The sequence below is a fragment of the Arthrobacter sp. U41 genome (assembly GCF_001750145.1).
Lineage (GTDB): Bacteria > Actinomycetota > Actinomycetes > Actinomycetales > Micrococcaceae > Arthrobacter.
In genome coordinates, this window is sequence record NZ_CP015734.1 from 133088 (window position 1) to 158672 (window position 25585).

Consider the following 25585-nt stretch of genomic DNA (forward strand, 5'->3'; position numbering starts at 1 on the left):
GCTTCCGTCCTCCTGGGAAGGATCTTTAGCGCCCGTATTCGGTTTGTTGCTCCCGGCGCTGGTCCGGGCTCCGCGGTTGGGCCGGTGTGGCGGTGGCGACTCCGGTGCCTGGTTGTGGCGGGAATGAGGCGTTCATGAGCCGTTGCATCTTTTCCATCCGGGGGTCAATTCCGGCCGGTGGTTCGGATGGTGCTGGGTCTTCCGGTTTTGCGGCGGCGGCCATGAGTTGGTTGATCCGTGCCGAGTCCGCTTGGGCGGCTTTGAGTGTGTCGGCGTGCTTGAAGGGTTCCGCCAGGGCTTTGTCTGCCTGTTCGACGTGGGTGAGCGCTTCCTGCCGTCGTGCTTCGACGTCGGCTGCGAGCTTTGGGAGCGATGAGACTCTGTTTTCGAGTTGCCTGATGGTGCCTAGATCGGCGGACAGGAGGCTGCGGCGGGCTATTTGTGTGGTTGCCCTGGGCACTCCTTGGATGCGTACTTCGACGGTCGCCCGGTCCAGGTCCCGGGCCGGCATAAGGCGGGCACGGAGTTCGTGACCGCCAAGGGTGGCAATGGTTCCGAGCTCGTCGTAGCCGTAGAGATTCACGAGTCGATGGCCGTGCTTGCCGGCCCATGCCCGGAGCGCTTCGGCCGCGTCCCCGCGGTTATCGAGCGCCTTACCGTCGATGGTGGCTTTGAAGGCATCCGCGGTCGTATCCACGGTCCACGCCGCTGCTGCCCGGATCTGGGGCAGGTCCTGGGCGGCGGCGGCGGCCGCGGATTGTTCGCCGCGTTTGGTGTGGGCGACAGCAACCATGTTGCGGTTGTAGGCCCGGTCCAGGCGGCTCAGGCGGGCCAGTTCCTGGTCGGCGACGGCTTTTTCCAGCACCAGCGGGTTGCCGCTGGTGCTGGCTTTGGCCTGGGCGAAGTTCAGGGTGTTGTCCCCGATGTCCTCGATTTCGCGCACGTCCAGGCGCCCGCGCATGATCTGGTTGATGAACCGGGACTTTCGTTCAAGTCCCTGCCACATGAAGGAATCGAAGGATTCCTTAGCGACCACCTGGGAGATGCGGACCTCGGGGTTCTGATTACCTTGGCGCAGAATGCGGCCGTGGCGTTGCTCGACGTCGGAAGGCCGCCACGGGGCATCCATGTCCACCAGGTGCACGGCGCGTTTTTGAATGTTGGTGCCGACGCCCATTTTTGAGGTCGAGCCCATCAGCACGGCGATCTGGCCGGAGCGGGCGGCGGCAAAAAGCCGGCCTTTTTCGGTGTCGTTCTTGGCTTCGTGGATGAACCGGACCATGTGTTCGGGGACGCCGCGGCGGCGTAGCTGGTCTTTCAGTTCGCCGTAGACGTTCCACTTCTCAGAGGGTGTGCCGAAGTCGCAGAACACCAGCTGCAGGGCACCGGGCACGGGGTCCGGCTCTCCGGTTTTCGGGTCAGTGTAGATGCGGTCCTTGTGCTCTTCGTACACACTGGCCAGCAAGTCAGCGGTGGCGCTGATCTTGGTGGGCCCTTGCTGGGACAGTGCGGGGTCAACGAGTCTCATGTCCAGGGCGGCCTTGCGGCCGTCTGAGGAGACTTTGAGCATGTTGTCTTCCTCGGCGTCCACGAGCTTTTGCTGGATGCGGTCCACCCGCTGGCCGATGTCTTGAATGTACTCGCGCAGTTCGGGGCTGGGTTCCACGGTGAGCATGTTCGGCTGCCGCAGCCCGTCCCCGTCCCTTGCGGCGAGGGCCGGGACGGGGAGCTTCAAGTCCTCGGCGGTCTTCACGTCCGCGAAGGTGTGGAACATCTTCAGCAGCTCGGGGACGTTCTGGAATTTCGCGAACCGGCTCTTGAGTTTGAACCGGTCACCGCCGGCTACCGAGAGTTCCATTTCCTCGACAACCTGCCCAAAGGTTGCTGCCCAGGTGTTGAAGTCCTGGATTCCAGCAGCCTGGAGCAGGTCCGGGCGCAGGTAGCGCTGCATGACGTACATTTCCGTGACGGAGTTGGCAATGGGCGTAGCCGTGGCCCCGGTGATCACGCGCCGGCCCTCACGTTGGCGCAGGAACTCCGTCTTCATATGCAGGTCGCTCGCCCGCTGCGAGCCTTGGATTCCGGCACCGGGGATGTTGCTGGGCGTCTCCAGGTTCTTGTAGTCGTGCAACTCGTCCACCACGAGGTAGTCAATGCCGGTTTCCTCGAAGCTGATCCCCGGATCGGCGGGGGTATCGAGCTTGGCTTTGAGGCGTTCTTCCCGTCCCAGGACCACCTTTTCGAGCCGTTTGACGATGCTGGAGCTGGCCTGTCCGTTCTCCTGGCCGCTGTCCCTGACTGCTTCCAGCTCGGCCCGCGCTTGGGCGACTTCGGCTCTCATATACGAGGCTTCAGCTTCGGGGCTGAGGCTCACGCGCTGGAAGGCTGTGCGGGTCATGACTACAGCGTCCCACTCGTTGGCGGCCGCGCGAGCCACGAACTGACGTCGCTTATCCCCGGCAAGATCACTCGATGATGCTGCGAGGATTCTGGCCTGGGGGTAGATCTGGAGCCATTCGCGGGCGAACTGTTCGAGCATGTGGTTGGGGATCACGACGGCGGGCTTGTTGACCATACCCAGCCGGCGCAGTTCCATCACACCCATAACCATTTCAGCGGTCTTTCCCGCGCCGACCTGGTGGAACAGGCCCACGGCAGGTTCGGAGAGCATCCGGGCCACGGCCGCGCGCTGGTGCGGGCGTGGGGAGAAGTCCTTGGCCATTCCCGGCAGGGTCAGCCTCTCTCCCTCGGTGCTGTAGTCGCGCAGCACGATGGAATTGAAGCGGCGGTTGTACTCGTCAATGAGACGGGTGGCCCGTTCGGGTTCTTCCCACACCCATTCGCTGAAACGCTCCTGCAGCAGCTGGGCTTTTTCCTGGGCCGCAGCGGTTTCGGTGGGGTTCAGGATGCGGCGCTTGTCCTCTCCTTCGTCTGTGACCCGCACGGTCCGCTGCTCCAGGACCTGTTTGAGGACATCGGAGGCGGGCATTCGCTGGGTGCCCCAGTTGCTGGTGGCGGCCAGGGTGTGGCGGTTGGCTTTGACGTCCCACATGGAGCCGGCGGCGTTGGAGACGGTGGCGTAGGGGTCGTTCAGGATTTCCCGGACAAACTCCTGGTGCGTGCCGGCGTCGATCCAGACCGCGCCGAGGCGGGCTTCGACTTCATCCATGCGCAGCGGTTCCGGCATGGCCCCGGTGAGGGCCTGCACGTTGACGGCGTACCTGTCGTCAGATAGCGCAGCCGCCTGGGCCACTTCAAGCTTCTCCCGCACGTTCCCGGACAGGTATTCGGCCCTGCTCTGGTAGGTCTCGTCGGTTCCCGGGACCTGATAGATGCTCTCCGCCATGGCGGACCGGGCTTCGTCAACGCTAATACCCAATAGGGATGCTGCGTAGTCCAGGTCAACCTCCCCTACGGTGTCGAGGGTGACGGTGAGGGCTTCTTCTGCCGTGTCCACGCCAAGGACCGGTCGGCGCGGCTGGACCTGACGGGTCGAAAGCAGGGCAGCCGGCGAAGCTGTCTGCGTGGCTTCATCGAAGTTTTCCAACGCCATCACCAGAGGACCAAACGGGTCACGGGAGACGATAGAGACTGCCTTGGGCGTCATACGGGCCTGGATGGGCTCCTGCGTCTCTTCATCCACGCGTCCGGTGTCCCGGAGCGTGTAGCGGTTGATCGGCCCGTAGGTTTCCGAGTACTGACCGTAGGCACTCTTCACTTCCTCACGGAGCGCATCAATGCCGGCGGTGTCCTCGCGGCTTTCGGCCTCTGCGGTGAGCAACTGCCGGGCGCTGTCGCGCAGCCCCAGCAGGGCCCGGAGTTCAGCGACCTGGGTCTTGGGCACGGCGAGTTCGGTGTGTGAGCCTTTTTCGACAACGGTGAAGCCGTTGTCGGCGGCGCCGATGTGGCCATCCCACTCGTGGGCGGCCGCCGGAACATAGGCGGCCCGCTGACGCTCCTGGTCAGCGGTCCGCTCAGTCATCACCATCCCGGCGGTCCGGGCCTCGCGTACGACGTCGGCCAGTGTTGCGTTCAGCCGTTCCGGGACGGTCGAAAGATCATCGGTGGTCAGCTGCAGGGTTTCCGCCCCGTACATGCCGTGGCTGACGTGCAGCTCGCCAAGGAGCCGTTCCGGGTACTCATCGAAGTAAGAGTTCAGGCGGGTGATGGTCCCGTCGATCCGACGGGCGGTGACGGTTTCCCAGAGAGTAGAGGCCGGTTCCTGCCCGGTTTCCCGGCGGCGGAAGATCAGCAGGTCCGTCATGGCATCGGTGCCGGCTGCCTTGCGGTGTGAGCCGGTGGGCAGCCGGACGGCGCCCACGAGGTCGGCCAGCTGGTTCATTTCCCGGCGGGCTGAAGGATTCGTGCCATCGAGGGTGAAGCTGGACGTCAGCACCGCCACCATGCCGCCCGGGCGGGTCAGTTCCAGGGACTTGAGGATGAAGTGGTTGTGGATTGAGTGGCCGCCGGCGTTGTGGCGGGGATCGTGCAGGGTGACGTTCGCGAAGGGTACGTTGCCGATAGCCAGATCGAAGTGCCCGGTCGGCAGCTTGGTATCGGCAAAGGACTCGGCCCGGACGGTGGCCCCGGGATAGAGAGCCTGGGAGATGGCCGCGGTGGTCGGATCCAGCTCCACACCGGTCATCTCGGCGGCGTCCGGGGCGAAACCCATGAAGGTTCCCACACCGGATCCCGGTTCCAGGACAGTGCCGCCGTCAAAGCCCAGCTCCCGGACGGTGGACCACATGGCCTGCACGTAGGCCGCGTCCGTGTAGTGCGCGTTGATCGTTGTCCTGCGGGCCGCGTCATACTCGACCTCGCTCAGGAGGCCGCGAAGATGCTCACGGTCCCCGGCATACTCCTCGCGGGAATCATCGAATATCTGGAAGACGCCTTGCGCTCCCCAACTCCCCCACCGCGCCAGTGACGCCTTCTCAGCCTCCGTGGCCTGACGTCCCTCGCTCTGCAGCGTCCGCAGCACTTCAAGGGCTGCAAGATTCGCCCGGATACGACTGCGGGCACCCGATGGGGCAAGGTCATCCTGGGATGAGGGGCGGAACCTGTCGGCAGCAGTGTCTAGAGTTGCTCCCGAAGCCTCTGCACTTCGGACATAAACTCCAGGTGTTCCTGAATACTCGGGCTCACGTACTCCTCTTCGTCCTCCGTCTCCGGTGGCGAGAGCAGGTCGTAGCGGACGATTTCCTCGGCCTGGTTCCGCGCTGCGTTCAACCGGCCGACCTTCTCCAGATACGTTTCGCCCTGCGGGTCCGGTCCTGCGATCTTCATCAGCAGCCCGTCCACTTGTTCCTGGGCTTCCTCCCCCAGCCTGGTGAAGAAGTCCTCCGGATCCTGGATCTGGCTGTAACGCGTCGGACTTGCTGCCTTCCAGGCTTCCTGAGCCTGCCTGCCGTACTTGTTCATCACGATCCTCCTCTGGTGCTGCCCACAGAGCCTCGAAGCTCAGCTGACCATCTACTTGCTTCTTGCGCCCTGCCATGGCCCAACCCCTCTACTGAAAATATTTCAGCATCCACGGTAGCCGGGTTCGAGGTCCATTACCTTCCACGATGCACGGAACGGCAACGCTGGACCTCGGGTTAATAATTCTGTCTAGATGGAATTATTTTTTTAGACGATCTCGTATCGCTTCATCAAGGAAGTCTGTAATCGTGATTCCATATTCCTCGATGTAAGCATCCATTTCGTCGCGGAGGCCGATCTCGATCTTGGATGAAAACGGCTCCATCCTTCTCTTGCCTCTCGGCCGGCCCGGGCCCGGCCCCCTCGTACCAACAGGCTCGAGATTTGACTTGGCCGACCACGCCTCGACAACGGGCAGCACATCAGGCCTCAGCGATGGTGCTTCCGCTCTGGATGTTAGGACATCAACGACATCGGCGGCGGGCGCCTTTCGAATGGATGACTTTCTGTCGACGGCCATTTACTTCTCCCCATCCAAGTAGCGTGCGTGGGCGACGAACTTCTCTGTCATGATGGCCGCTCCCCTGCTATTAATTTTTGTCAGCGGCGCCCTGCTGCTGATGGAATCCTGCATCGCCGTCCTAAGGGGCAGGTGCGGATCCATCACGTCGCTGCCATACTCCGCTTCGAGTTCGCCGATCTGAAACGCGTGCTCGCCGGTCAGTGGTGAGCTGGTTTTGTTAATGATGATGCCGATGAATTCCAGAGCAGGGTTCAGGTGAGGCAGCGACTGCACCTTCTTGACCGTTTCCAGGAATTCGGTCACTCCCTTGACGGAGAATGCGGCCGGCTCGGTCACAACCAAGACACGGTCAGCCCAGATGAGTCCGTTCAGGGTTAGCCTCCCGAGAGCCGGCGGCAAATCAATGAGGACATGGTCGTACTCTTCTAGTTCCTCTGCACCCCAAGCGGCCGCCTTGAGCCGCATCTCTGGAGTCATTATGCTTTCGGACTCCAGCCGAGCCAGCGACTCGGAGCTCGGAATGAGGTCAATGCCAGCCCACGAGGTCGTGGTGATAGCTTGCCCGAGAGTACCGGCCTCCCCGCCGTAGAGGACGTCAAAAATGTCAAACTCTCCAGCCCCCTCAAGTGCGTCAGTGACGTTGGCTTGGGGATCCAGATCGATGACTAGAACTTTCTTGCCGATGAGCCGGAGTCCGGTGGCAAGTCCGAGGGTCACGGACGTCTTGCCTACCCCGCCCTTTCGGTTGCCTATGGCAGTCACTTTCATGTTGCTCCTTCACGTTTAAATACAGACTGCCAGATTGATGGATGTACGTCAATCTATCAATCTGTCATGACAGAATTATTTATGGCTTCAATATGTCTGGACAGCTTGCGCTGCCTGCCGCCTGCTGGTCTGCATTCCACGCGCGACCTCTGCCAGTGACCGACGACCTCCCTACGGGAATCCGAAAGGTTTGATGCACGGACAACCCCCCATCCCAATACGCCTACAGGAGACAGGAGACAGGACCGGACGTCTGGCAACGGACGTGTGGCTCCTTGAGTCTCTGCCAGGCCAGATTGATAGACGTACATCAATCCGTCAATCTGTCATGACATAATTATTAAATACGTGAGGCACTGCCCAAAGAAGATCGTTGCCGCGGAACCAATCTATACCGGCAGTATTCGTCAAAGGTTCCATGATGGTGCAGAGCTTCAAGCCACGCGCCACAGCATCCCTACGAAATCCAGTTCGTTTTCCGAGGGAGGAATCCAGTAAAGGTCGGACTCGGGGTCTTCCACTTCGTGCTCCGCAAGCTCAGGAACTAGATTCCTGTCCAGCCAGGCGTGCCAGGCTCCGCGCTGCTTTCGATGGCGGCTGATCTGCTCTGCAGCATCGTCAAGTGCCCCGAGCCGGCGGGCCAGTGCTGTCAGGCTGGTCCCGGCGACAATTCTCCATTGCCCGTGCCGGCGTTCGATCATGTTGTAGCTGCTCATGGCGCCCAGGGCTGTTTCTACGGCTGTGCGGCTGAGCCCCGTGGTCCGGACGATTGCTGCTGTGGTGGGGGAGTGGCGTCCGCGTTCGATGGATTCGTAGACGAGGGCGGCGACATCGCCCAGGGCGCGGAAGACGGGTCGGATGCCATGGATTTTCCCGCTACGCCAGGAGAGTTCCTGTGCGAGTTGTTCAAAGTGCTGGGGGAGTTGGATCACGTAGGTGTCGGCGTTGCGGCCGCGGGCATCGGCGACTTTGGTCAAAATGCCGTCTGAAGCTTGCTGCAGCATCGGGAGGAGTCTGGAGATGGTGCCGTGGTGTTTGCCCAGTGCGCTAGCGAAGGTACGACAGCCTACATCCAGCAGATCAGTCTCCATTGTTCGCATGTAGCCAAGCACGGCGCGCAGCAACAGACGCAGGCTCAGCCCCTCACGTCCGCGTTCTTTCAGCCGGTGGTCCAGGACTGTGTAGAGGACATTTTCGAGATCGTTCACGAGCTGGTGTACAGCAGCTTTGCTGCTGGTTCTGCCGGCCCCCCCTGTGGGTTCTGGGAGGCTTGTGTCGTTAATACGGGTAGTCCTTCTGCCAGTTGATTGGGTTCCTGGTTTTTGGATCCAGCGGTTGGCCTCGGCCCACTCTGCGTCGAGCAGGCGTTCCTGCCGGTCGGTGTTGGTGTAGAGGGCTGCGAGGCCGGGGAACTGGCCACCCAGCTCGAGGCGGACCTGAGCCAGGGTCCAGCCACAGGCGGCGAAATGGTTCAGGACCGCCATGCGGGCCTCTGACGGGCTGGCGTACTTGGTCGTGTCGTACAGCCCGGTCCGGGCCAGCACCCGTAAGGGAGATTGGCTCCCGCCCATGGGAACGGGGCGGATACCGTGCGCCGTCGCCGCGGCCGCTATCTTGGCCGTGCGGTCCTTTAGCTGGCGGGCACGCCGGAGCTCCGGTGCCAGGGCCAGCCGGAGCGCAGCGACAGCCGTGGTTGAATTACGGCGGCGCAGGATGTCGTAGGCAGCGACCAGGGAAGTGGTCAGGGTCTGGTGACCGCCGGACTTATGTGCGGAACCTGGAACCCGGATACAGCCGTCGGTGACGTTCTGATGCGGGCTGGGATCGAGACTCGGAGCCACGAGAGCCATGGCTTCGACGAGTTCCCGGACCTCCGGGCCGCTCATGCGTTCCGCGAGCGGGATGTAGAGATGGCGTCCGCCGCTGGGGGAGACGTCCGCGACGTAGCGGATACCGCAACTCTCCAAGAGCTTCCCGAGGCGTTGGGCGTCGTCATCAACGACGCCCTGCAGCGCTTTGGAGGTATCCAGGTCAAGGCAGAGAGTAACCACGGAACCGTCTGCTCCGTGAATGGGGACAGCCGCCGGCCGTGTCGGCAACGCAGCGGTGATCCGGGGCGGGTTCTGCGGCCGCGGGTACTGGAAGCGGCCGCCAATCCACCGTCCCAGGCGGTAAGTCGGTGCGCCGGCGATCAGCGGAGCGAGGGACCATGCTTCTTGAGGCGTGATCTGACGCGCCGCGTCGAGTGTTGACGAGGAGACCTCTGCGGGTACCATAGACACCAGCTAGTCCTTTCGGGGGTATAGCAAAGCGAGCCACCCTCACGGGAAGCTTGGATAAGTTCAGATCTCTGATCCGCCAAGATGTGGATCTGAACGTCATACTTTTGAAGGCCCGCGAGAGCGGGCCTTCAGTCTTTAACCGGCCTTCGCGATAGGCAAAGCTCCTTGGTTCTGAAAGTCGTCAATGTTGTCCCAGAGCGGCAGCCCGCGAGAATCCAAGCGGATGCTCGTAAGAAGCATTTCGGTTGCCTGGCCTTTTGAGAGGCCCATGTGGGTCGCTACTCGCTCTACCAGGGCCTTTGCAGGCGCGGCGACGTCTACTTTTAGTACGACGTTTCCGGCACCCGTACCGCGTTCGCGTCGGTGAATGGCTGCACTCATAAATTCGAGCCTATCCGTACCAGTACCGTTAAGTGCTTCAGCGTCCGTTGGCGTGTCGCCAGTATTTGCCAAGGTCAGGCGCCCAACTGATGCCGCGCCCAGGGTGGACAGGGAGAAGCTGCTACGACCGCTGGCTGTATGCGCGCCTGCTGTGCCGTCTTTTTGCATAGTTGTGCTCCGGTGAGGGCGCGGGAGATTCATGTCCAGCAGATCGGTCTCCTTATTCGCATATAGCCCGGCGCCTGTGCTCTCGGTGTAAGGCCTCAGTCGCCGGGGATCCCCTGCCCGCCTGTGACAGCAGGTGTTTTTGGAAGCTTGGTAGGGTGGCTCCTTGCCAAGACGCCGTCGGGCGTTGATTTCATAGTACACATTACTGAAATTTTTTCAGTGGATTACCGGAGCCGCAGGGACATGGAACAGTCCACACTGACCGCTGACGTCATCGATATCCTGAGCCTTCCCGAGTACCCGGATCTGGGCGATCTAGTGACTGCGGTCGAAGAAAAGTACGGCAAACGTCTGGTCTTCGAGGAAGGCACAGTGGACAGTCTTGGAGAAGGTGTCACCGGCCAGTGGATTGATACACCCAGCCATGGCATCGTCCACTACCTGCGGGGTGCCAAGGCTTGGAGTGTTCACGTCGTACTGCATGAACTGAGCCACATTCTCCTGGGCCATAAGGGGAAGCCGCTCGACGGGCTTATCGCGGGGTCGTTTTTCTCCGCTATTGGTAAGCGGAACGGCGTCAGCTGGATGTGCCGTGCAGTGGACGTTCCATTGGACGAGGCCGAAGCTGCCGCCGAAAATTTGGCCTTTGGTCTGGCGCGGGTTCTGCATGCCACGCCTGCGAAGGAGGCCACGAAGGCCGAACGAATGTTTGGCCTATGATCGCCGCTGCGTTCTGGATCCTGGCAACGGTATTTGCCTTTCGCCTATATTTCGTCGTTCGCTGGGGATCTTCAACGGCATTCGTTGGCGCGATCGGAATTGGCGTCCTCGGGCTCTTTCTTACAGGTGTCGTCGTACCCGAAGAAACCATTGATGGTGCCCTTGGCGGCGTCAACTTCCTTCATCTTTTTCGCAATTTGTGTGTAACGGCCGCCGTCTGGCTGGTACGGGAAGGAATCTTCGCGGCCTACTCACCGGATGAGTGCTACCGAGTCCGTTTCAGCCACGGACCCGTAGCTGCCGTCCTCGCAGCTCTTACAATCAGCGCCCCATTCTTGTCGCAGCGGTTCGTTCCAACTACCCCAAGCTATGTACCGGAGAATGTCCAGCAGGTGCCGGTCTACCTCTATGCCGGCGTCTACATGGGCATTTTGGCATTGCTCGCTGTGTCGGTCCTGCGCATCTGCCTCCGGCCTCAGGAAAGCCTGCCCGTCCGCGTGAGTGCCCGTGTTGTCGCGGCAGGCATGGCGTTGGTCGCGTTGGCGTCCGTTGAAGAAATTGCTTACATGACCGCGAGGCACTTCGAGGTCGGCACCCCGTCCTTGCATCAGGTTCTGTACGTCGTGTTCAGTCCACTGTTCTACGGCGGGGTTCTGCTCACCTCTTTGGGTCTGGGTATCCCGCCGATCGTGAAGGCGTGGCGTCGGATTCAACTTCGCGACCGTGTCGCCTTGGTGTTTCTGACGGCCACAATGGGTCGGACCTATTGGGGTCTTTCCCGTGCACATTGGCTGGTCGCCATTGCGAACTCTTGTTTCGTGAAGTGCCCCTCCGTGGGCCTGTACGAGTACGTTATTCGCTCCAGCGATCAGAAGGTCGTTCTCTCCGGGCGATCCACACCCATGCTTGCCGGCCGTGTCTTAGACGCGGCCCAAGCCCGATTCGATGGCGGCGTCGATTCTTTGGAGTTGCTGCTGCCGGTAAAGGCACCTCAGTGACAGCAGCAACCACGACCCTGACCGCAGAGAGGTCCTCCACGGCCGTCGGCCGTGTGGCCAGGTCCGCAACCGAGATCGCGCAACCGCCTCTGGTGTTGTCGTTCCTGCTGATCTTGGCTTCGCTCTTGGGCGATCGGTGGATGGTCTCCATCTGGTCGGGCATTGTCGCTGCACTTTTCATCTGCCTGGTGCCGTTTGCTGTCGTACTCATACTGGCCAAGAGAGGCCAGCTGACGGACCACCATGTTGGAGACAAAAAGCAACGTCGCCCGGTCATGCTCTGGACCCTGGGCTCGTCGCTGATTGGCTGCGCAATCCTCTCGGTCATCGGCGCACCCCAGCCTGTCTGGGGACTAATTGGCGGGATCCTCTTCGGGATTCTGGCCCTGATCTTGGTCAGCCCGATCTGGAAGATATCGGGTCACGCGATGACGTTGGGCGGCGCGACAGTGTCGGCTGTACTGATGTTCGGCTGGCTGGGGCTTCCCTTCGTCGTGGCAGCCCCTCTTGTCTGCTGGTCCAGGGTCTATCTCCGGGACCACTCAGCTCCTCAGGTCATTGCAGGCTTCATAACCGGTGTTGTCGCGTTCGGAGCCTCATATACTCTCATTGTCGGGTGACATTCCACCAAGCCACCAGGCCTGACAAATGGTGCACCCATGACGTATTTAGAAGGAGGACTGTGACTTCGCTACCACTGCGAAAGCGCTGTCCTCGGAATGTGGCCACCCGTGTTGGCCAGGAGCAGGATCCCGCGTGAAATCGAACGAAAACCCTATAGATTCCCGGAGCGATAAAGAGGTTCTCGCGTCGAAAATCCAGCTTCTTCTGGACATCGTGCATGCCAAAGACGCCGACAGTTTCACGTATGAAGACGTTCGACAGGGCCTCGCGGAACAAGGGCTCACGCTCACAAGGACGCGGTGGCACCGGCTATTGGCCGGCTCTCCTGATAACCGTTGGGATCCTGAGCTTCTGAAGGCACTGGCGTACTTTTTTGACGTTGACGAGAACTACCTGCTTCAGCGAAGCGGTCCCATCCCGGAACGCGTCGAGGCTGAGCTCCGCCTGATAGAGGCTTACCGCATTGCCGAGGTAGAGCACTTCGCGGCGCGGGTTCTGGGAGAAGTGAACATCGACGCCCTTCGCGCGGTAACTGAAGCTCTCCGAAATCTTCCGCCCAGGCCCGAGAAGAAACGCCCAACTAACTGAACAATTTTCACTACTGAATTTTTTTCAGTAGACTCTGGAGCATGACATGCTCCAGGCGCCCACTACGGCCTGACCATGCACATTGAGTGGTATTACAGGCGTAGCCCCTAGGAGGGGGCGCTTCAGAAAACGGAAAAAATACCACGCTAAGCCTTGGAAGGTGATCGTAGGGGCCTGAATTTGCCCGTGCCGATCCTGGCACTGCTGCGCCAGGTGTAGTCGCCGGTGAGGTTGATGTGTTCCCAACCCAGTGGTGACAGGTATTGCAGGAGCGCGTCATGGGATTCCGGGTCCTGGTCGCGTCGCGCGTTTGCGGCTCGTTCGAGGTAGACGGTGTTCCAGAGCACGATGGCGGCGGTGAGGAGATTGAGGCCACTGGCGCGATAGCGTTGCTGCTCGAATCCACGGTCCCGGATTTCGCCGAGCCGGTTGAAGAACACGGCCCTGGCGAGGGCGTTACGTGCCTCGCCCTTGTTCAGCCCGGCGTTTACCCGGCGCCGGAGTTCGACGCTTTGGAGCCAGTCCAGGATGAACAGGGTGCGTTCGATCCGGCCCAGCTCGCGCAGAGCCACCGCCAGGCCGTTCTGGCGGGGGTAGCTGCCGAGCTTGCGCAGCATCAGTGAGGCCGTCACGGTGCCTTGTTTAATCGAGGCGGATAGCCGCAGGATCTCGTCCCAATGGGCGCGGATGGCTTTGACGTTGAGTGCGCCACCAATCAGGGGCTTGAGTGCGCCGTAGGGGGTGTCCCCTTTGGGGATGTACAGCTTGGTCTCGCCCAGGTCGCGGATCCTTGGGGCGAAGCGGAATCCCAGCAGGTGCATCAGGCCGAAGACGTGGTCGGTGAACCCATTCGTGTCGGTGTAGTGCTCCTCGATGCGCAGGTCCGACTCGTGATACAGCAAGCCATCCAGAACATAGGTTGAGTCGCGGACGCCGACGTTGACGACCTTGGCACTGAAGGGCGAGTACTGGTCCGAGACGTGGGTGTAGAACATCCGCCCCGGCTCCGTACCGTACTTGGGATTGACGTGGCCTGTGCTCTGGGCCCTGCCGCCGGCCTTGAACCGCTGGCCGTCGGATGACGAGGTGGTCCCGTCGCCCCAGTTCCCGGCGAGAGGTTGCCGGAATTGGGCGTTGACCAGCTCGGCCAGGGCGGTTGAGTAGGTTTCGTCCCGGATGTGCCAGGCCTGCAGCCAGGACAGTTTGGCGTAGGTCGTGCCGGGGCAGGACTCGGCCATCTTGGTCAGCCCGAGGTTGATCCCATCGGCCAGGATCGTTGTCAGCAGGAGCTTCTTGTCCTTCGCGCTGTCGCCGGTCTTCAGGTGCGTGAAGTGGCGGGTGAAATCTGTCCACCCGTCCACCTCCATGAGCATGTCGGTGATCTTCACGTGCGGCAGCTGCATCGCCGTCTGATCAATCAGTGTTTGCGCCGCGTCGGGCACGGCCGCGTCGAGCGGGGTGATCTTCAACCCGGACCCGGTGATGATGGCGTCGGGCAAGTCGTTGGCTGCGGCCATCCGGTTGACCACCGCCAACTGCTGCTCCAGCAGCGAAAGCCGGCCATACAGATACTCGTCGCAATCGGTGGCCACGGCCAACGGCAAGCCGCCGGACGCCAACAGATCGCTGAACACCCCCGCCGGGACCAGGTATTCCTCGAAGTCCTTGAACTGGCGCGAGCCCTGCACCCAGACATCGCCCGAGCGCAGCGCATTCTTCAACTCCGACAGCGCACACAGCTCGTAATACCGCCGGTCGACCCCGTCTTCGGTGACGACCAGTTTTGCCCAGCGCGGCTTGACGAATCCCCGTGGCGCATCGTCCGGCACCTTACGGGCGCTATCCGCGTTCATGGTACGCAGCACCTCGATGGCCTTGAGCATATCCTTGGCGGCCGGTGCCGCCCGGAACTTGAGCACGGCCAGGAATTCGGGGGCATAGCGGCGCAGCGTGGCGTAGCTTTCGCCCACGCGGTGCAGGAAGTCGAAGTCCCCGGGCCGGGCAAGCTTTTGCGCCTCGGTCACGCTGGTCGTGAAGGCATCCCACGACAGGACGGACTCGATGGCAGCGAAGGGGTCGGTGCCGCTTTCCTTCGCCTCCAGCAGCGCCTTGCCGATGCTCCCGTACAGGCGCACCTTGTCGTTGATCGCCTTGCCGGACGCCTGGAATTGTTGCTGGTGCCGGTTTTTGGCGGTGTTGAACATCTTGCCGATGATGCGGTCGTGTAGGTCGATGATTTCATCGGTGACGGTGGCCGTGCTTTCTACGGCCACCGCGACCAGGGTCGCGTAGCGGCGATGCGGCTCGAACTTGGCCAGATCAGCCGGCGTCATCTGCCCGCCCTCACGGGCGATCTTCAGCAGACGGTTCTGATGGACCTGCCGTTCGATGCCGGCGGGCAGCTCCAGCGTCTGCCAGGCTTTGAGTCGCTCAATATGTTCGAGCATGTGCCGCGAGTTCGGTTTGACCGGCGACTGGCGCAACCAGGCAAGCCGGGTGGACTTGCCTTCCTCCCTGCGCTTGAGCAGACCATCCAACCGGTGTTTGTGATCAGCTGAAAGGTCACCGGTCAATGCCGCGTAGATGCGCCGGTTGGCTTTGGTGATCGCCTCGGCACAAACCCGCTCGATGACATCCACTGCCGGGACGACGATGCGCTGGCGGCGCAGGCTTTCGACCAGGGCGCCGGCCAGCACGATGCCTTTGTCCGTTTGCAACGCCAGCTCAACCAGCTCATGGACCGCCGCCCGGTACTGGCTCAGTCCGAATAGTTTGAATCCGAAACCCGTTTGCAGCTCGTTGAGATGCTCGTGCCGGGTCTGTTCGCGCCGGCCGTACTCGTCCCAGCTCTCGACCGGAGCGCCGAGCTGCGCGGCCACCATGGCCAACACCGGTGGGTCCGGTGTTTGGTCGGTGCCAAGGATGGTGCCGGGAAATCGCAGGTAGCAAAGTTGGATGGCAAAGCCCAACCGATTCTCCGGCTTGCGACGCTGGCGAATGAGGGCCAGATCGGCATCATTGAGGGTGTAGTGCCGGATCAGCTCTTCCTGGCCCTCGGGCAGGGCGAGCAGGGTGTGCCGCTCGGCGGCGGACAGGATTGAACGACGGGGCATTGGCCCTCCTTCTGAAAACCTGGGTTCTCGATAAGCCCGGCCATGCCACCCATCGGACACGGAGAATCAAGTCATTCACATTTGCCATTGGTAGCCCGGGTTGACGGTTTTCCCAGCGTCCGGACTGCGGTTCCGGGGCCGCATGCGCGGGCTCCTCCGGCGTTGTTTTGAACGTCGGACGGTCTGGGCGTCTGCGCCGATGGCTCTGGGGCCGACGGGATCGAGGCAGTCGTGGATGGAGGTCTGGCCTTCCCAGTTCCATGCCGGTCCCTCTCAGTCCTTCAGCCGGACGTTGGCTTGCTGGTGCCGGTACAGGGTGGCCCGGCTCCAGCCGACGAGTTGGGCGGCCTGTTGTGCGGTTTTTCCTTCGACACGGGCCGTGGCGACGATCTGGAGCTTTTCGGCGGTGAGTGCGGGGTCGGTCACGGGGCGGCCGAAGATGGTCCCGGCGGCGCGGGCGGCGGTGATGCCGGCATTGACGCGTTCGACGATGAGTTCGCGTTCGTACTCGGCCAAGGTGGCGAGCATGTTCAGCATCAGGCGCCCCGTGGTTGTTTCCGGGTCAATTCCGTCGGCGATCGAGCGGACCATGATTCCCTTGTCCCGGAGCCCGTTGACGGTGTTCAGGACATCGAGCAGGGATCGGCCGAGCCGGTCGATGCGCCACACCACGATCGTGTCACCGCTTTGGGCGTAGCCCATGAGTCTCTGCATCCCGGGGCGGCTCGTGGCCTCCTTACTTCCGGAGGTCACATCGGAGTAGATGTCCCGGGCCTGGACGCCTGCCGCGGTGAGGGCGTCACGTTGGAGCTGGTCGTCCTGGCCGGCGGTGCTGATCCGGGTGTATCCGAGAAGTGACATGACCGCAGTCTGCCCCATAAACCCCTAAGAAAGTACCTGAGACACGCTATGCTATGAGACGACTTGTCGAGACATTGCCGTTCCGTGCGCAGTGCGAAAGTGCTGTCATTTTCCGAAGTGGTCTGCACGGAATTTCTGAAGTCCTCTGCACTCGTCTCCAGTTGGGGGTGATTCTCAACGTAGTCACCGTCCGTGGACCTGTAAATGGGTGCTTGTGCTTTACCCGCAGTATGCGCCGGTCGAGGCGCTGTGGACGAGCTTGGCGTACTTGGCGAGCACGCCCTTGGTGAACTTGGCCGGGATCGGTTCCCAGCCTTCCTTGCGGGATTCGAGCTCCGTGTCGTCCACCAGCAGGTCGAACGTGCGGGCGGCGATGTCCACGCGGATCCGGTCCCCGTCCTGGACGAAGGCGATGGGGCCGCCGTCGGCCGCTTCCGGGGCGACGTGGCCGATGCAGAGTCCGGTGGTTCCGCCGGAGAAGCGGCCGTCGGTCAGCAGGAGCACGTCCTTGCCCAGGCCCGCACCCTTGATGGCGCCGGTGATGGCGAGCATCTCGCGCATGCCCGGTCCGCCCTTGGGGCCCTCGTAACGGATGACAACGACGTCGCCGTCCTGGATCTGGCCCTTGTCGAGCGCATCCAGTGCACCCTGTTCGCGCTCGAAGACGCGGGCAGTGCCCTCGAAGATGTCGGCGTCGAAGCCGGCGCTCTTGACGACGGCGCCCTCCGGGGCCATCGTGCCGTGCAGGATGGTGATACCGCCGGTCTTGTGGATCGGGTTGTCCATGGCACGGAGGATCTTGCCGTCCAGGTCCGGCGGGTTGATCGCCGACAGGTTTTCGGCGACCGTCTTGCCCGTGACGGTGAGGCAGTCCCCGTGCAGCAGGCCGGCGTCGAGCAGTGCCTTCATGATGACCGGCACGCCGCCGATCTTGTCGACGTCCGTCATGACGTAGCGGCCGAACGGCTTCAAGTCGCCCAGGTGCGGGATCTTGTCCCCGATGCGGTTGAAGTCCTCGAGCGTCAGCTCCACTTCGGCTTCGCGGGCGATGGCCAGCAGGTGGAGCACGGCGTTGGTGGAACCGCCGAAGGCCATGGTCACTGCGATGGCATTCTCGAACGCCTTCTTGGTCATGATGTCGCGGGCGGTGATGCCGAGGCGGAGCAGGTTGACCACCGCTTCGCCGGACTTGCGCGCAAACACGTCACGGCGGCGGTCTGCCGAGGGCGGAGCGGCGGAGCCGGGGAGGGACATACCCAGGGCCTCGCCGATGCAGGCCATGGTGTTGGCGGTGTACATGCCGCCGCAGGCGCCTTCGCCCGGGCAGATCGCCTTTTCGATGCGGGTGAGGTCTTCCATGCTCATCTTGCCCGCGGCACAGGCGCCCACGGCCTCAAAGGCGTCGATCAGGGTGACTTCCTTCTCGGAGCCGTCCTCCAGCTTGACCCAGCCGGGCATGATGGAGCCCGCGTAGAGGAAGACACTGGCGAGATCCAGGCGTGCCGCCGCCATCAGCATGCCCGGGAGGGACTTGTCGCAGCCGGCCAGCAGGACCGAGCCGTCGATCCGCTCGGCCTGCATCACGGTTTCCACCGAGTCGGCGATGACCTCACGGGACACCAGGGAGAAGTGCATGCCCTCATGTCCCATCGAAATACCGTCCGAGACGGAGATGGTGCCGAACTGCATGGGGAACCCGCCGCCGGCGTGGACGCCTTCCTTGGCGCCCTGGGCCAGCCGGTTCAGGGACAGGTTGCAGGGAGTGATCTCGTTCCAGGAGCTCGCCACGCCGATCTGCGGCTTGGCGAAGTCATCGTCCCCCATACCGACCGCCCGGAACATGCCGCGCGCGGGCGCCGCGTGGATTCCGTCGGTGACGACCCGGCTGCGGGGCTTGATGTCCACTAAATGTGATGGTTGCATATTTTTCCTCCGGTGTTGATTTCAAGCTACGTATCGCTCTGAACGCTATGGGCAACGGGACGCGTCGAGGTTATGGGCAAGTGTTAAGGGTTGCAGTAGTTGCAAAAACGCGGGTCGGCTCTTGGCGGGTCGGTTACGTCGCGGGTGGAGCGGTGCTCGCAGGTGAGGCATCCATCAATCTCAGCGCGGGTCTCGTTTGTTGGTGCGCCGCAAACCTTGCACGGGAGTCCCGCCACCCGCTCCACTTTCCAGAATCCCGGGGTGTCGCACGCCGGACACCGTGAGCGAAGTTTCTGTGCAAGGTCTTCGGCCGCGCGACGGATGGTTTCCATGCGCGTCGGATTGGCATGTGCGCGCATGTCGGTCTCGAGAAAAACCTTGCCGTTGGCCGACCGGGCCAGCGCCTTCGAAAAGTCGCGCTCCAGCTCGGGCCATGAGGCGATTCCCTTACGGATGCGATGGTCGTGCCCGCCTTCCGGCCGAACGACCAGGTGATGTCCGGGGAACTTCGATTCGCGTGCGAACCCTTGGGCCTCCGCCCAGTCCGCGGTCAGCAGGTGGAAGAAATTCGTCTCGCCTTCAGCTGTTCCAACGACCTCCAGTCCACGCTCACGGTCGATCCAGATCATGAGTTCGACGTTCCAGGGGAACATCCCCATGTACGGATCCGGGCCAAACGAACCCTCGTTGGCGATACCCAGCGGCAATCCCGACAATTCCATGCCCACCCGCGCCTTCCTGCGCGCAGCCTCAAGCTGTGTTCCTGCGCGGGGAATGTCACGGGTGAAAGTACCGAGCAGATCCGTGTCGTAGCCCGTGACGTGTTCGAGCCGGCAGCCGAGCGCACGCTCGAGCACCGGGACGATCACCCGCTCCTTGCCATGCTGGGTGAGCAGAGAAATCCGTTCACCGGCATATACGGAACGGGGGGTTGAATTACCGGACTCAGTGCTGACCACAACTGACCTTTCACTCCAGGGGGAACGACCGGGAACCGCAGGTTTGCGGGATGAGGGGCACATCCGGTGACGACTGCTGCTCCTGCCATCTTCCCCACCCCATGCCGACGTCAATCGCAGCAACCTGTCATGTGCAAACTATGGGTTGGAAAAGTCCCGGTGGTCGTCCACAACCGGCGACGTACGTCTTAGAATACATAAAGTTCTGATCGTGAATCAAATAGCGTGTGTTAATGGAATCCTGATGGGATGCCGGTGCCCTCGGATGGATTGCAGTCCCGGAACATTGGGGTGCGGGCCGTTTGCCTGCACCCGGACTTCGCAAAGCTGGAAACGAACAAGAGAGTCGCCACATGATCGATCCCATCATCCTTTTCTTCCTGCTGGGCGCCACCGCTGGTCTGCTGCGTTCGGAGTTGCGTCTACCGGCTGCGATTTACGAGTTTGTCAGTATCGTGCTGCTGCTGGCCATCGGGCTTAAGGGCGGTATCGAACTGGCCAGACAGCCTTTCGGCAGCCTGCTGCCGCAAATGCTGGCCGTCGTGGCGCTGGGATTCTTCCTCGCACTGGCCGCCTTCCCATTGCTGCGCTACCTCGGCCGATTCAAACGCGCGGATGCCGCTTCCATCGCCGCCCACTACGGCTCGGTGAGCGTAGGCACCTATGCCGTGGCCGTCGCGTATCTTGGCAGCCGCCAGGTCGCGTTCGAAGAGCACATGCCCCTGCTTCTGGTGCTGATGGAAGTGCCGGCCATTATTGTGGGAATTGTCCTCGCCCGGGGTCTTTCACGCGAAACCCGGTGGAGATCGGTCGCCCACGAGGTTTTCCTCGGGAAAAGCATTGTGCTGCTCCTGGGCGGGCTGCTCATCGGCTGGGCGGCGGGGCCGGACGGATTATCTTCGATCGAGCCGTTGTTCTTCGATCTCTTCAAGGGATTCCTGGCTCTTTTTCTACTGGAGATGGGGCTGATCACTGCGACACAGGTAGGAAGCCTGCGCCGGCACGGGCCATTCCTGATGGCCTTTGGAATTGGTATGCCGCTCTTTTCGGCCCTGGTGGGGACCGGACTGGGCTGGGTCCTGGGCCTCTCCATCGGCGGCACGGCCGTTCTTGCGACACTGGCGGCGAGTGCTTCATACATCGCGGTCCCGGCGGCCATGCGCATTTCCGTGCCCGAGGCCAACCCCACCCTGTCGCTGGCCGCCGCGCTGGGGATCACGTTCCCGTTCAATGTCCTGCTGGGCATCCCGATCTACCATGCACTGGCCGTGTGGGCCCACACATTCGCGAAAGGATAGGACAGATGCAAAGTTATACACGCAAACTATTGACCGTCGTCACTGAAGCCGTACTTGAGGGAACGCTCGTTCGGGACATCGACCGGCTGAACGCCCATGGATACACCATCACCGACGCTCGCGGCAAAGGCCACCGCGGCGTCCGCAGTGCCGGCTGGGAAGCGAACAGCAACATCCGCATCGAGGTGGTATGCGACGACCAGACCGCCGGAGCGATTGCCTCCTACCTCCAGGAGCATTACTACCAGGACTACGCCATGATCCTGTTCGTGAGTGACGTAGACGTTTTGCGCCCGGAGAAATTCTAGACCCTGGCCGCACGGGCCCGGCGAACGTCCGGGGTGACGCGGCCTCAGCTCCGGGGACGCACGACCAGGACCGGGCAGACAGCGCGCCGGACACATTGGTCACTAACGGAGCCGAGCAGCATCCCGGCGAGACCGCCGCGCCGCGCGATCCGACCACCAGCATGCGGGCCTCCTGTGAGATGTCTATCAGACTCTCGGCCGCGCTGGAGTGAACGGCCCTGGAGCTGACGGACACGGTGGGGTATTTGTCGATCCTCACGCCCGCATCCCGCACGAGCTCCCCACGCACGGCCGCGGCGTACTCGTCAAAGGACGGCACGTATCCGAACTCCCAACCGGGTGGCTGCGGGGCAGTAGCGATGGACCAGGCCCGCACGATGACGACGGGGACATGCAACTGGTCTGCGAGTCCAAGAGCCATGTCCAGGGCATAGCCTGCGCAGTCAGATCCATCATGTCCGACCACGATGCTGTCAGCCCGTGCCGGTATCAGTCCGTCACCCAAGTTTTCCTGGCTCACTGGTGGTTCTCCTTGCCGCGGGAGGCCGGAACCGCGGTTGCCGGCCAGTGGATGGCACCGCGGTCGCGGGCCAGACGCTCTATTGCGGAGGCAATACGGCGGGTCCGCCCGGACTCAGAGCCACCGCCCCGCCGAGACGCTCCAACCGGAGCGTCTCCTGATTCCTGCGCTGTAACGAAGCGGACCAGGGCGGCGCCCGTCGGGAAGCCCAACGGGGTCGCGCGAGAGCGATCAGCAAGCGGGCACCTGAACCGCGCGCCTGCGCGGCCGCCGCGGCCAGAACCTCCGCAGCGCCGGATTCAGCGACGACAACGCTAAGGTACGTCCGCCCCGCGGAACCCGCGATGGTACCGGGAACACCACCGGGAAGTTGCGGTCTGAAACGTGCCTCTCGATTGTTCAAGAGCGAGCTCCTTCCAAACCGCCACCGCCAAACCACGGCCGGCCACCCCACCGCCCCGTGCGGTAGCGTAATATCTATACCAACGAACTTAGATTAGCGAACTATAGTTCTGATGTCTAGGGTGCGCGGGTGGGCTCAGGGACGAGGACCGCGAGGAGTTCATCCAGTTCGTGACCGGCATCGACGGGATGGCGGAAGGGACGGCCGTGGCGACGGTGTAGCTGTTGCGCCGCCCGGTCCGCGTCCTGGTGATATAGCCGGCCTCAACAAGGTCAGCTGTGATCTTCTGAGCTGCCCGCTCCGTCACACCCACCAGGGCGGCGACGTCGCGCAACCGGATCTGCGGGTCACGGGCGATGGTCAGAAGGACGTGGGCGTGGTTGGTGAGGAACGTCCAACGCGTTTCGCCGGCAGGCACGGCGGGTGTCCCTGAATCAAAATCCTTGGTTGCCATTTCAAGGACAATAGTCGATCGGACCCGCAGACGCCCGGTCGGCGGCCGGGAGCGCAGGGAAAGCAATCAGTCTCTATCAGCTAATGACAAGAAAGGCTACCAATGCTCGAAGTCAGTGCACTCCGCTGGATGCTCACCATCGGACTTATTCTCGGGCTGCTCGCCCTGGATCTTGGACTGGCCGCAGCCCGGCCCCACGTTGTCAAGTTCCGCGAGGCCGCAATCTCATCAATTCTGTACATTGCCGTGGCCATTGTCTTCGGACTGGTCTTCGCGATGCAGGTGGGCTGGGACTACGGCGCGGAATACTTCGCCGGCTACATCGTCGAAAAAAGCCTCTCCATCGATAACCTCTTCGTCTTCGTGATCATCATGTCGACCTTCGCCGTTCCTGAGAAGTACCAGCAGAAGGTCCTGATCTTCGGAATCGCGCTGGCTCTGGTCATGCGGGCGATCTTCATCGCCCTGGGTGCAGCACTGCTCCAGCTGTTTTCCTTCATGTTCCTAATCTTTGGCCTGATCCTGATTGTGACCGCTGTGCAGCTTTACCGGCACCGCAACGCCGACCCGGACGTGCAGGACAACGTGCTGGTCCGGGTGGCCCGCCGGACATTGACCGTCACCAAGGACTACGAGGGCGGCCGGATGTTCACCCGCATCGCCGGCCGCCGCGCGGTAACGCCGCTGTTCATAGTGCTGCTGGCAATCGGGAGCACCGACCTATTATTCGCACTCGACTCCATCCCGGCCATTTTCGGCATCACCGCCGAGCCGTACATCGTCTTCACCGCCAATGCCTTCGCCCTGCTCGGTTTGCGGGCCTTGTACTTCCTTGTGAAGGGCCTCCTGGATCGGCTGGTCTACCTCTCCACTGGACTGGCGCTCATCCTGGCCTTCATCGGCGTGAAACTGGTCCTGCACTGGGGCCACGGCCTCGATGGCCGGGTACCGGAAATCAGCACCAACACCAGCCTCATCGTCATCGCAGTAATTCTGACAGTGACCACAACCGCCAGCCTGATCAAGGTCCGCAGGGACCCCACCGCACGCGCCCACGCGGGTTCTCTCACAGCGGAGAAACCGTCCAATCCAGGGCCGACCGGCTGACCGGACATGGCCTTCCAGAACCAGCTTCAGCTCCTCAGGCCCAAGGCCTGTGGTGGCCGGCGAATCCGGCAGGCTGCAGAACTACAGGCAGCGGCTGATGTTTCGGTGGCGCTGGAATGGGCAGTCGTCGTGCTCGTGGTGACGCTGCTCATCATCGGCTACCTCGCGATCCGGCGCCTCGAGCTGCCGTTCCGCTACAAAGCCATGATCGCATTCGTTGGGGTGGGTAGCGGCCCGACACCCACCCGCCCAAAGGAGACTGCTTGCTGATCGTGCTCACCGGAATTGACGGTTCAGGAAAGACGACGGCGGCACGGGCCCTGGTTGATGCCGCCCGCCGCGCGGGCCAGGGCGCCCTGTTTCTCGGCAACTATGCGGGTCGCCGACAGATGTCCCTGATCAGTGCCAGGCTCGGGGTTCACCTGCCACCGCGGCTGGCGGACTTTCTGGAAACGACAGTCCGGACGCTCAACGTCCTGAATTCACACCGCCGCGCCCGACGATTTCCCGGCCTGGTGGTCATGGATCGGGACCTGCATTGCCAGCTCGCGCTGCGCCAGATGCACGGACTCTCCCGGGGCCGCGTGCTCCCGTTCCTCATCCGCGCGCTCCCCCAGCCCGACCTCGTCATCTACCTCGACATTGACCCCCACGAGGCCCACGCGCGGGTTCTTGCGCGGGGCACCGACTCCGAACGGCTCGAAGACCTTCAGTCCTTGGACGAGGCCTATCACTCACTCCCGGAATTCCCCCGGTTTGCCGTCATTCCCGCTGACGGGCCGCCTTCCGAGGTGCTGGCCCTGTTGCAGGCCGCCATCGCACAGGCCTGCGGAGGGCCGGCCGGGGAGCACTCCCCCCGCCGGCCCCCGCCTGAGTAGCCAGAACGAGGGACCAGCGGGTGCCGCAACTCAGCGCGCGAGGTACTCTTCGTGCTGCCGGTGCGCTTCCGCGACCAGCGCCCGAATCTTGTCAATGTCCTTGGCCTTGTTGCGGTACTTCGGATCCATGGTGAGAATCTGGGACTCTTCATCGGTCAGCATCCGGTACATCCGCTCGCGTTCGGACGCGTCAGCGGTGTATTCCAGGTCAAGGTAGTTGACGGCGTGCCGGCGTGCATTGTTGATGGAGGTCTGGGCTTTGCCGGCCTTGCTCAGCAGCGACGCGACGACGGTCAGGACGAGCACCCCAACAATGACAGTCAGTGAGGTGGCCGTGCTGATCTCGACGACGGGAACGGGCTGGCCGTCGTTGATGAACGGCAGGTTGTTCTCATGCAGGGCGTGGAGCACCAGCTTGACCCCGATGAAGGCGAGAATCACCGCCAGGCCGTACGCGAGGTAGATGAGGCGGTCCAGGAGCCCGTCGATCAGGAAGTACAACTGGCGCAGACCCATCAAGGAAAACGCGGTGGCGGTGAAGACGATGAACACGTTCTGGGTCAGCCCGAAGATCGCCGGGATCGAGTCCAGGGCAAACAGAATGTCGGTTCCGCCGATGGCCACCATGACCAGCAGCATCGGCGTCAGCGCCCGCTTGCCATCGTGGATGGTAAAGAGCTTGTCCCCGTCGTAGTGCTCCGTGGTGTGGAAGAGCTTCCTGGCAATGCGGATCAGGAAATTATCCGCCTCGTCGTCGCCGTGGGCTTCCGGCCGGAGCAGGTTACCCGCGGTGATCAGTAAGATCAGGCCGAAGATGTAGAACACCCAGGCGAAGGAATTGATCAGCGCGGCCCCGAGGAAGATGAAGCCGGTGCGGGCGATCAGCGAGAAGACGATGCCGAAGAGCAGCACCTTCTGCTGGTCCTCGCGGGGCACCCGGAAACTCGCGATGATGATCAGGAAGACAAACAGGTTGTCGACGGAGAGGGCCTTCTCCGTGATGTAGCCGGCGAAGTATTCCGACCCCATCGCGGTGCCGCCGAAAATCCACACCAGGACGCCGAACAAGACCGCCAGGCCCACGTAGAGGGCCGACCACGCGGCCGCCTCCTTGAGCGTGGGCACATGGGCCTTGCGGATGTGGAAGAAGTAGTCGAAGGCCAGCAAGGCCAGGATGGCGGCAATGGTGACGGCCCAGATAAGGGGGGAAACGGTCATGGTGCTCAACTTCCGTGAGGGATTCGGCCGCTGCGGCCGGTTCGGTCCGGTAATTCAAATAGTCTGAGGA

At 62.4% G+C, this 25585-nt stretch carries 21 protein-coding genes and 2 pseudogenes; 9 read left to right on the top strand and 14 right to left on the bottom strand.

Going from position 1 to position 25585, the window contains the following annotated elements:
- Window positions 1-25: 25 nt before the first annotated feature.
- The 7 genes from ASPU41_RS21430 to ASPU41_RS24160 form a co-directional block, all read right to left on the bottom strand.
- A complete protein-coding gene (locus tag ASPU41_RS21430) occupies window positions 26-4981 on the bottom strand; it encodes a helicase-related protein (RefSeq protein WP_069953083.1) in 4956 nt (1651 codons plus the stop codon).
- A gap of 95 nt (window positions 4982-5076) precedes the next feature.
- Window positions 5077-5421, bottom strand: coding sequence for a TnpV protein (locus tag ASPU41_RS23660; RefSeq protein ID WP_069953084.1), 345 nt, complete (start codon window positions 5419-5421; stop codon window positions 5077-5079).
- Between the two features lie 199 nt (window positions 5422-5620).
- Window positions 5621-5941, bottom strand: coding sequence for a hypothetical protein (locus ASPU41_RS21440; RefSeq protein WP_069953085.1), 321 nt, complete (start codon window positions 5939-5941; stop codon window positions 5621-5623).
- Window positions 5942-6712 carry a ParA family protein gene (locus ASPU41_RS21445; RefSeq protein ID WP_069953086.1) on the bottom strand — a complete coding sequence of 257 codons (771 nt, stop codon included), beginning with the start codon at window positions 6710-6712 and terminating at the stop codon, window positions 5942-5944. It lies immediately after the preceding gene.
- A 434-nt stretch (window positions 6713-7146) separates the two neighbouring features.
- The gene (locus tag ASPU41_RS21450; RefSeq protein ID WP_069953087.1) at window positions 7147-8988 is read right to left on the bottom strand and encodes a hypothetical protein; all 1842 of its coding nucleotides are present in this window, start codon (window positions 8986-8988) and stop codon (window positions 7147-7149) included.
- A gap of 141 nt (window positions 8989-9129) precedes the next feature.
- Window positions 9130-9543, bottom strand: a complete 414-nt coding sequence (locus ASPU41_RS23665; protein ID WP_231941593.1) for a hypothetical protein — start codon at window positions 9541-9543, stop codon at window positions 9130-9132.
- A gap of 202 nt (window positions 9544-9745) precedes the next feature.
- A complete protein-coding gene (locus tag ASPU41_RS24160) occupies window positions 9746-9802 on the bottom strand; it encodes an SEC-C metal-binding domain-containing protein (protein ID WP_123256216.1) in 57 nt (18 codons plus the stop codon).
- Here ASPU41_RS24160 and ASPU41_RS21460 point away from each other — a divergent pair.
- The 4 genes from ASPU41_RS21460 to ASPU41_RS21475 all read left to right on the top strand — a co-directional run bounded on the left by ASPU41_RS21460 (window position 9787) and on the right by ASPU41_RS21475 (window position 12473).
- The gene (locus ASPU41_RS21460) at window positions 9787-10263 is read left to right on the top strand and encodes a hypothetical protein (protein ID WP_083266773.1); all 477 of its coding nucleotides are present in this window, start codon (window positions 9787-9789) and stop codon (window positions 10261-10263) included. The two genes, ASPU41_RS24160 and ASPU41_RS21460, sit on opposite strands and share 16 nt — an antisense overlap.
- The gene (locus ASPU41_RS21465) at window positions 10260-11261 is read left to right on the top strand and encodes a hypothetical protein (RefSeq protein WP_069953090.1); all 1002 of its coding nucleotides are present in this window, start codon (window positions 10260-10262) and stop codon (window positions 11259-11261) included. Before ASPU41_RS21460 ends, ASPU41_RS21465 begins: the two co-directional genes overlap by 4 nt.
- A complete protein-coding gene (locus tag ASPU41_RS21470; RefSeq protein WP_083266765.1) occupies window positions 11258-11881 on the top strand; it encodes a hypothetical protein in 624 nt (207 codons plus the stop codon). The genes ASPU41_RS21465 and ASPU41_RS21470 overlap by 4 nt, the downstream gene beginning before the upstream one ends.
- Before the next feature lie 136 nt (window positions 11882-12017).
- A complete protein-coding gene (locus tag ASPU41_RS21475) occupies window positions 12018-12473 on the top strand; it encodes a hypothetical protein (protein WP_069953091.1) in 456 nt (151 codons plus the stop codon).
- A 146-nt stretch (window positions 12474-12619) separates the two neighbouring features.
- Here the strand turns inward: ASPU41_RS21475 and ASPU41_RS21480 are convergent, their stop codons facing one another.
- The 4 genes from ASPU41_RS21480 to ASPU41_RS21495 all read right to left on the bottom strand — a co-directional run bounded on the left by ASPU41_RS21480 (window position 12620) and on the right by ASPU41_RS21495 (window position 19329).
- Window positions 12620-15586 (bottom strand): Tn3 family transposase, encoded by a 2967-nt coding sequence (locus ASPU41_RS21480; protein ID WP_069953092.1) that lies wholly within the window; start codon window positions 15584-15586, stop codon window positions 12620-12622.
- Between the two features lie 273 nt (window positions 15587-15859).
- Window positions 15860-16447 carry a recombinase family protein gene (locus tag ASPU41_RS21485; RefSeq protein ID WP_069953093.1) on the bottom strand — a complete coding sequence of 196 codons (588 nt, stop codon included), beginning with the start codon at window positions 16445-16447 and terminating at the stop codon, window positions 15860-15862.
- Between the two features lie 219 nt (window positions 16448-16666).
- The gene (gene ilvD, locus ASPU41_RS21490; protein ID WP_069953094.1) at window positions 16667-18370 is read right to left on the bottom strand and encodes a dihydroxy-acid dehydratase; all 1704 of its coding nucleotides are present in this window, start codon (window positions 18368-18370) and stop codon (window positions 16667-16669) included.
- An 83-nt stretch (window positions 18371-18453) separates the two neighbouring features.
- Window positions 18454-19329 carry a DUF6671 family protein gene (locus ASPU41_RS21495; protein ID WP_069953095.1) on the bottom strand — a complete coding sequence of 292 codons (876 nt, stop codon included), beginning with the start codon at window positions 19327-19329 and terminating at the stop codon, window positions 18454-18456.
- Between the two features lie 353 nt (window positions 19330-19682).
- Between ASPU41_RS21495 and ASPU41_RS21500 the strand changes: the two genes are divergently transcribed.
- Both ASPU41_RS21500 and ASPU41_RS21505 read left to right on the top strand, forming a co-directional pair.
- Window positions 19683-20627, top strand: a complete 945-nt coding sequence (locus ASPU41_RS21500) for a sodium-dependent bicarbonate transport family permease (protein WP_069953096.1) — start codon at window positions 19683-19685, stop codon at window positions 20625-20627.
- Window positions 20628-20632: 5 nt separating this feature from the next.
- Window positions 20633-20935 (top strand): P-II family nitrogen regulator, encoded by a 303-nt coding sequence (locus ASPU41_RS21505; RefSeq protein ID WP_069953029.1) that lies wholly within the window; start codon window positions 20633-20635, stop codon window positions 20933-20935.
- A 44-nt stretch (window positions 20936-20979) separates the two neighbouring features.
- Here ASPU41_RS21505 and ASPU41_RS24165 read toward each other — a convergent pair.
- A pseudogene (locus tag ASPU41_RS24165) lies at window positions 20980-21455 on the bottom strand (universal stress protein).
- 519 nt (window positions 21456-21974) lie between these two features.
- Window positions 21975-22312, bottom strand: a pseudogene (locus ASPU41_RS21510) (helix-turn-helix transcriptional regulator).
- A gap of 102 nt (window positions 22313-22414) precedes the next feature.
- On the opposite strand from ASPU41_RS21510, the gene ASPU41_RS21515 reads away from it, so the two are divergent.
- From ASPU41_RS21515 to ASPU41_RS21525, 3 genes are read left to right on the top strand one after another with little or no spacing between them, the layout of a single operon-like run.
- On the top strand, window positions 22415-23419 hold the full coding sequence (locus tag ASPU41_RS21515) for a TerC/Alx family metal homeostasis membrane protein (protein ID WP_069953031.1): 1005 nt from the start codon (window positions 22415-22417) through the stop codon (window positions 23417-23419).
- A 6-nt stretch (window positions 23420-23425) separates the two neighbouring features.
- A complete protein-coding gene (locus ASPU41_RS21520) occupies window positions 23426-23689 on the top strand; it encodes a hypothetical protein (RefSeq protein WP_069953032.1) in 264 nt (87 codons plus the stop codon).
- Window positions 23683-24297: a dTMP kinase gene (locus ASPU41_RS21525; RefSeq protein WP_069953033.1), complete on the top strand. Its 615-nt coding sequence runs from the start codon at window positions 23683-23685 to the stop codon at window positions 24295-24297. Before ASPU41_RS21520 ends, ASPU41_RS21525 begins: the two co-directional genes overlap by 7 nt.
- Window positions 24298-24327: 30 nt before the next feature.
- On the opposite strand, the gene ASPU41_RS21530 is transcribed toward ASPU41_RS21525, so the two are convergent.
- Window positions 24328-25515: a TerC family protein gene (locus tag ASPU41_RS21530; protein ID WP_069953097.1), complete on the bottom strand. Its 1188-nt coding sequence runs from the start codon at window positions 25513-25515 to the stop codon at window positions 24328-24330.
- Window positions 25516-25585 lie beyond the last annotated feature (70 nt).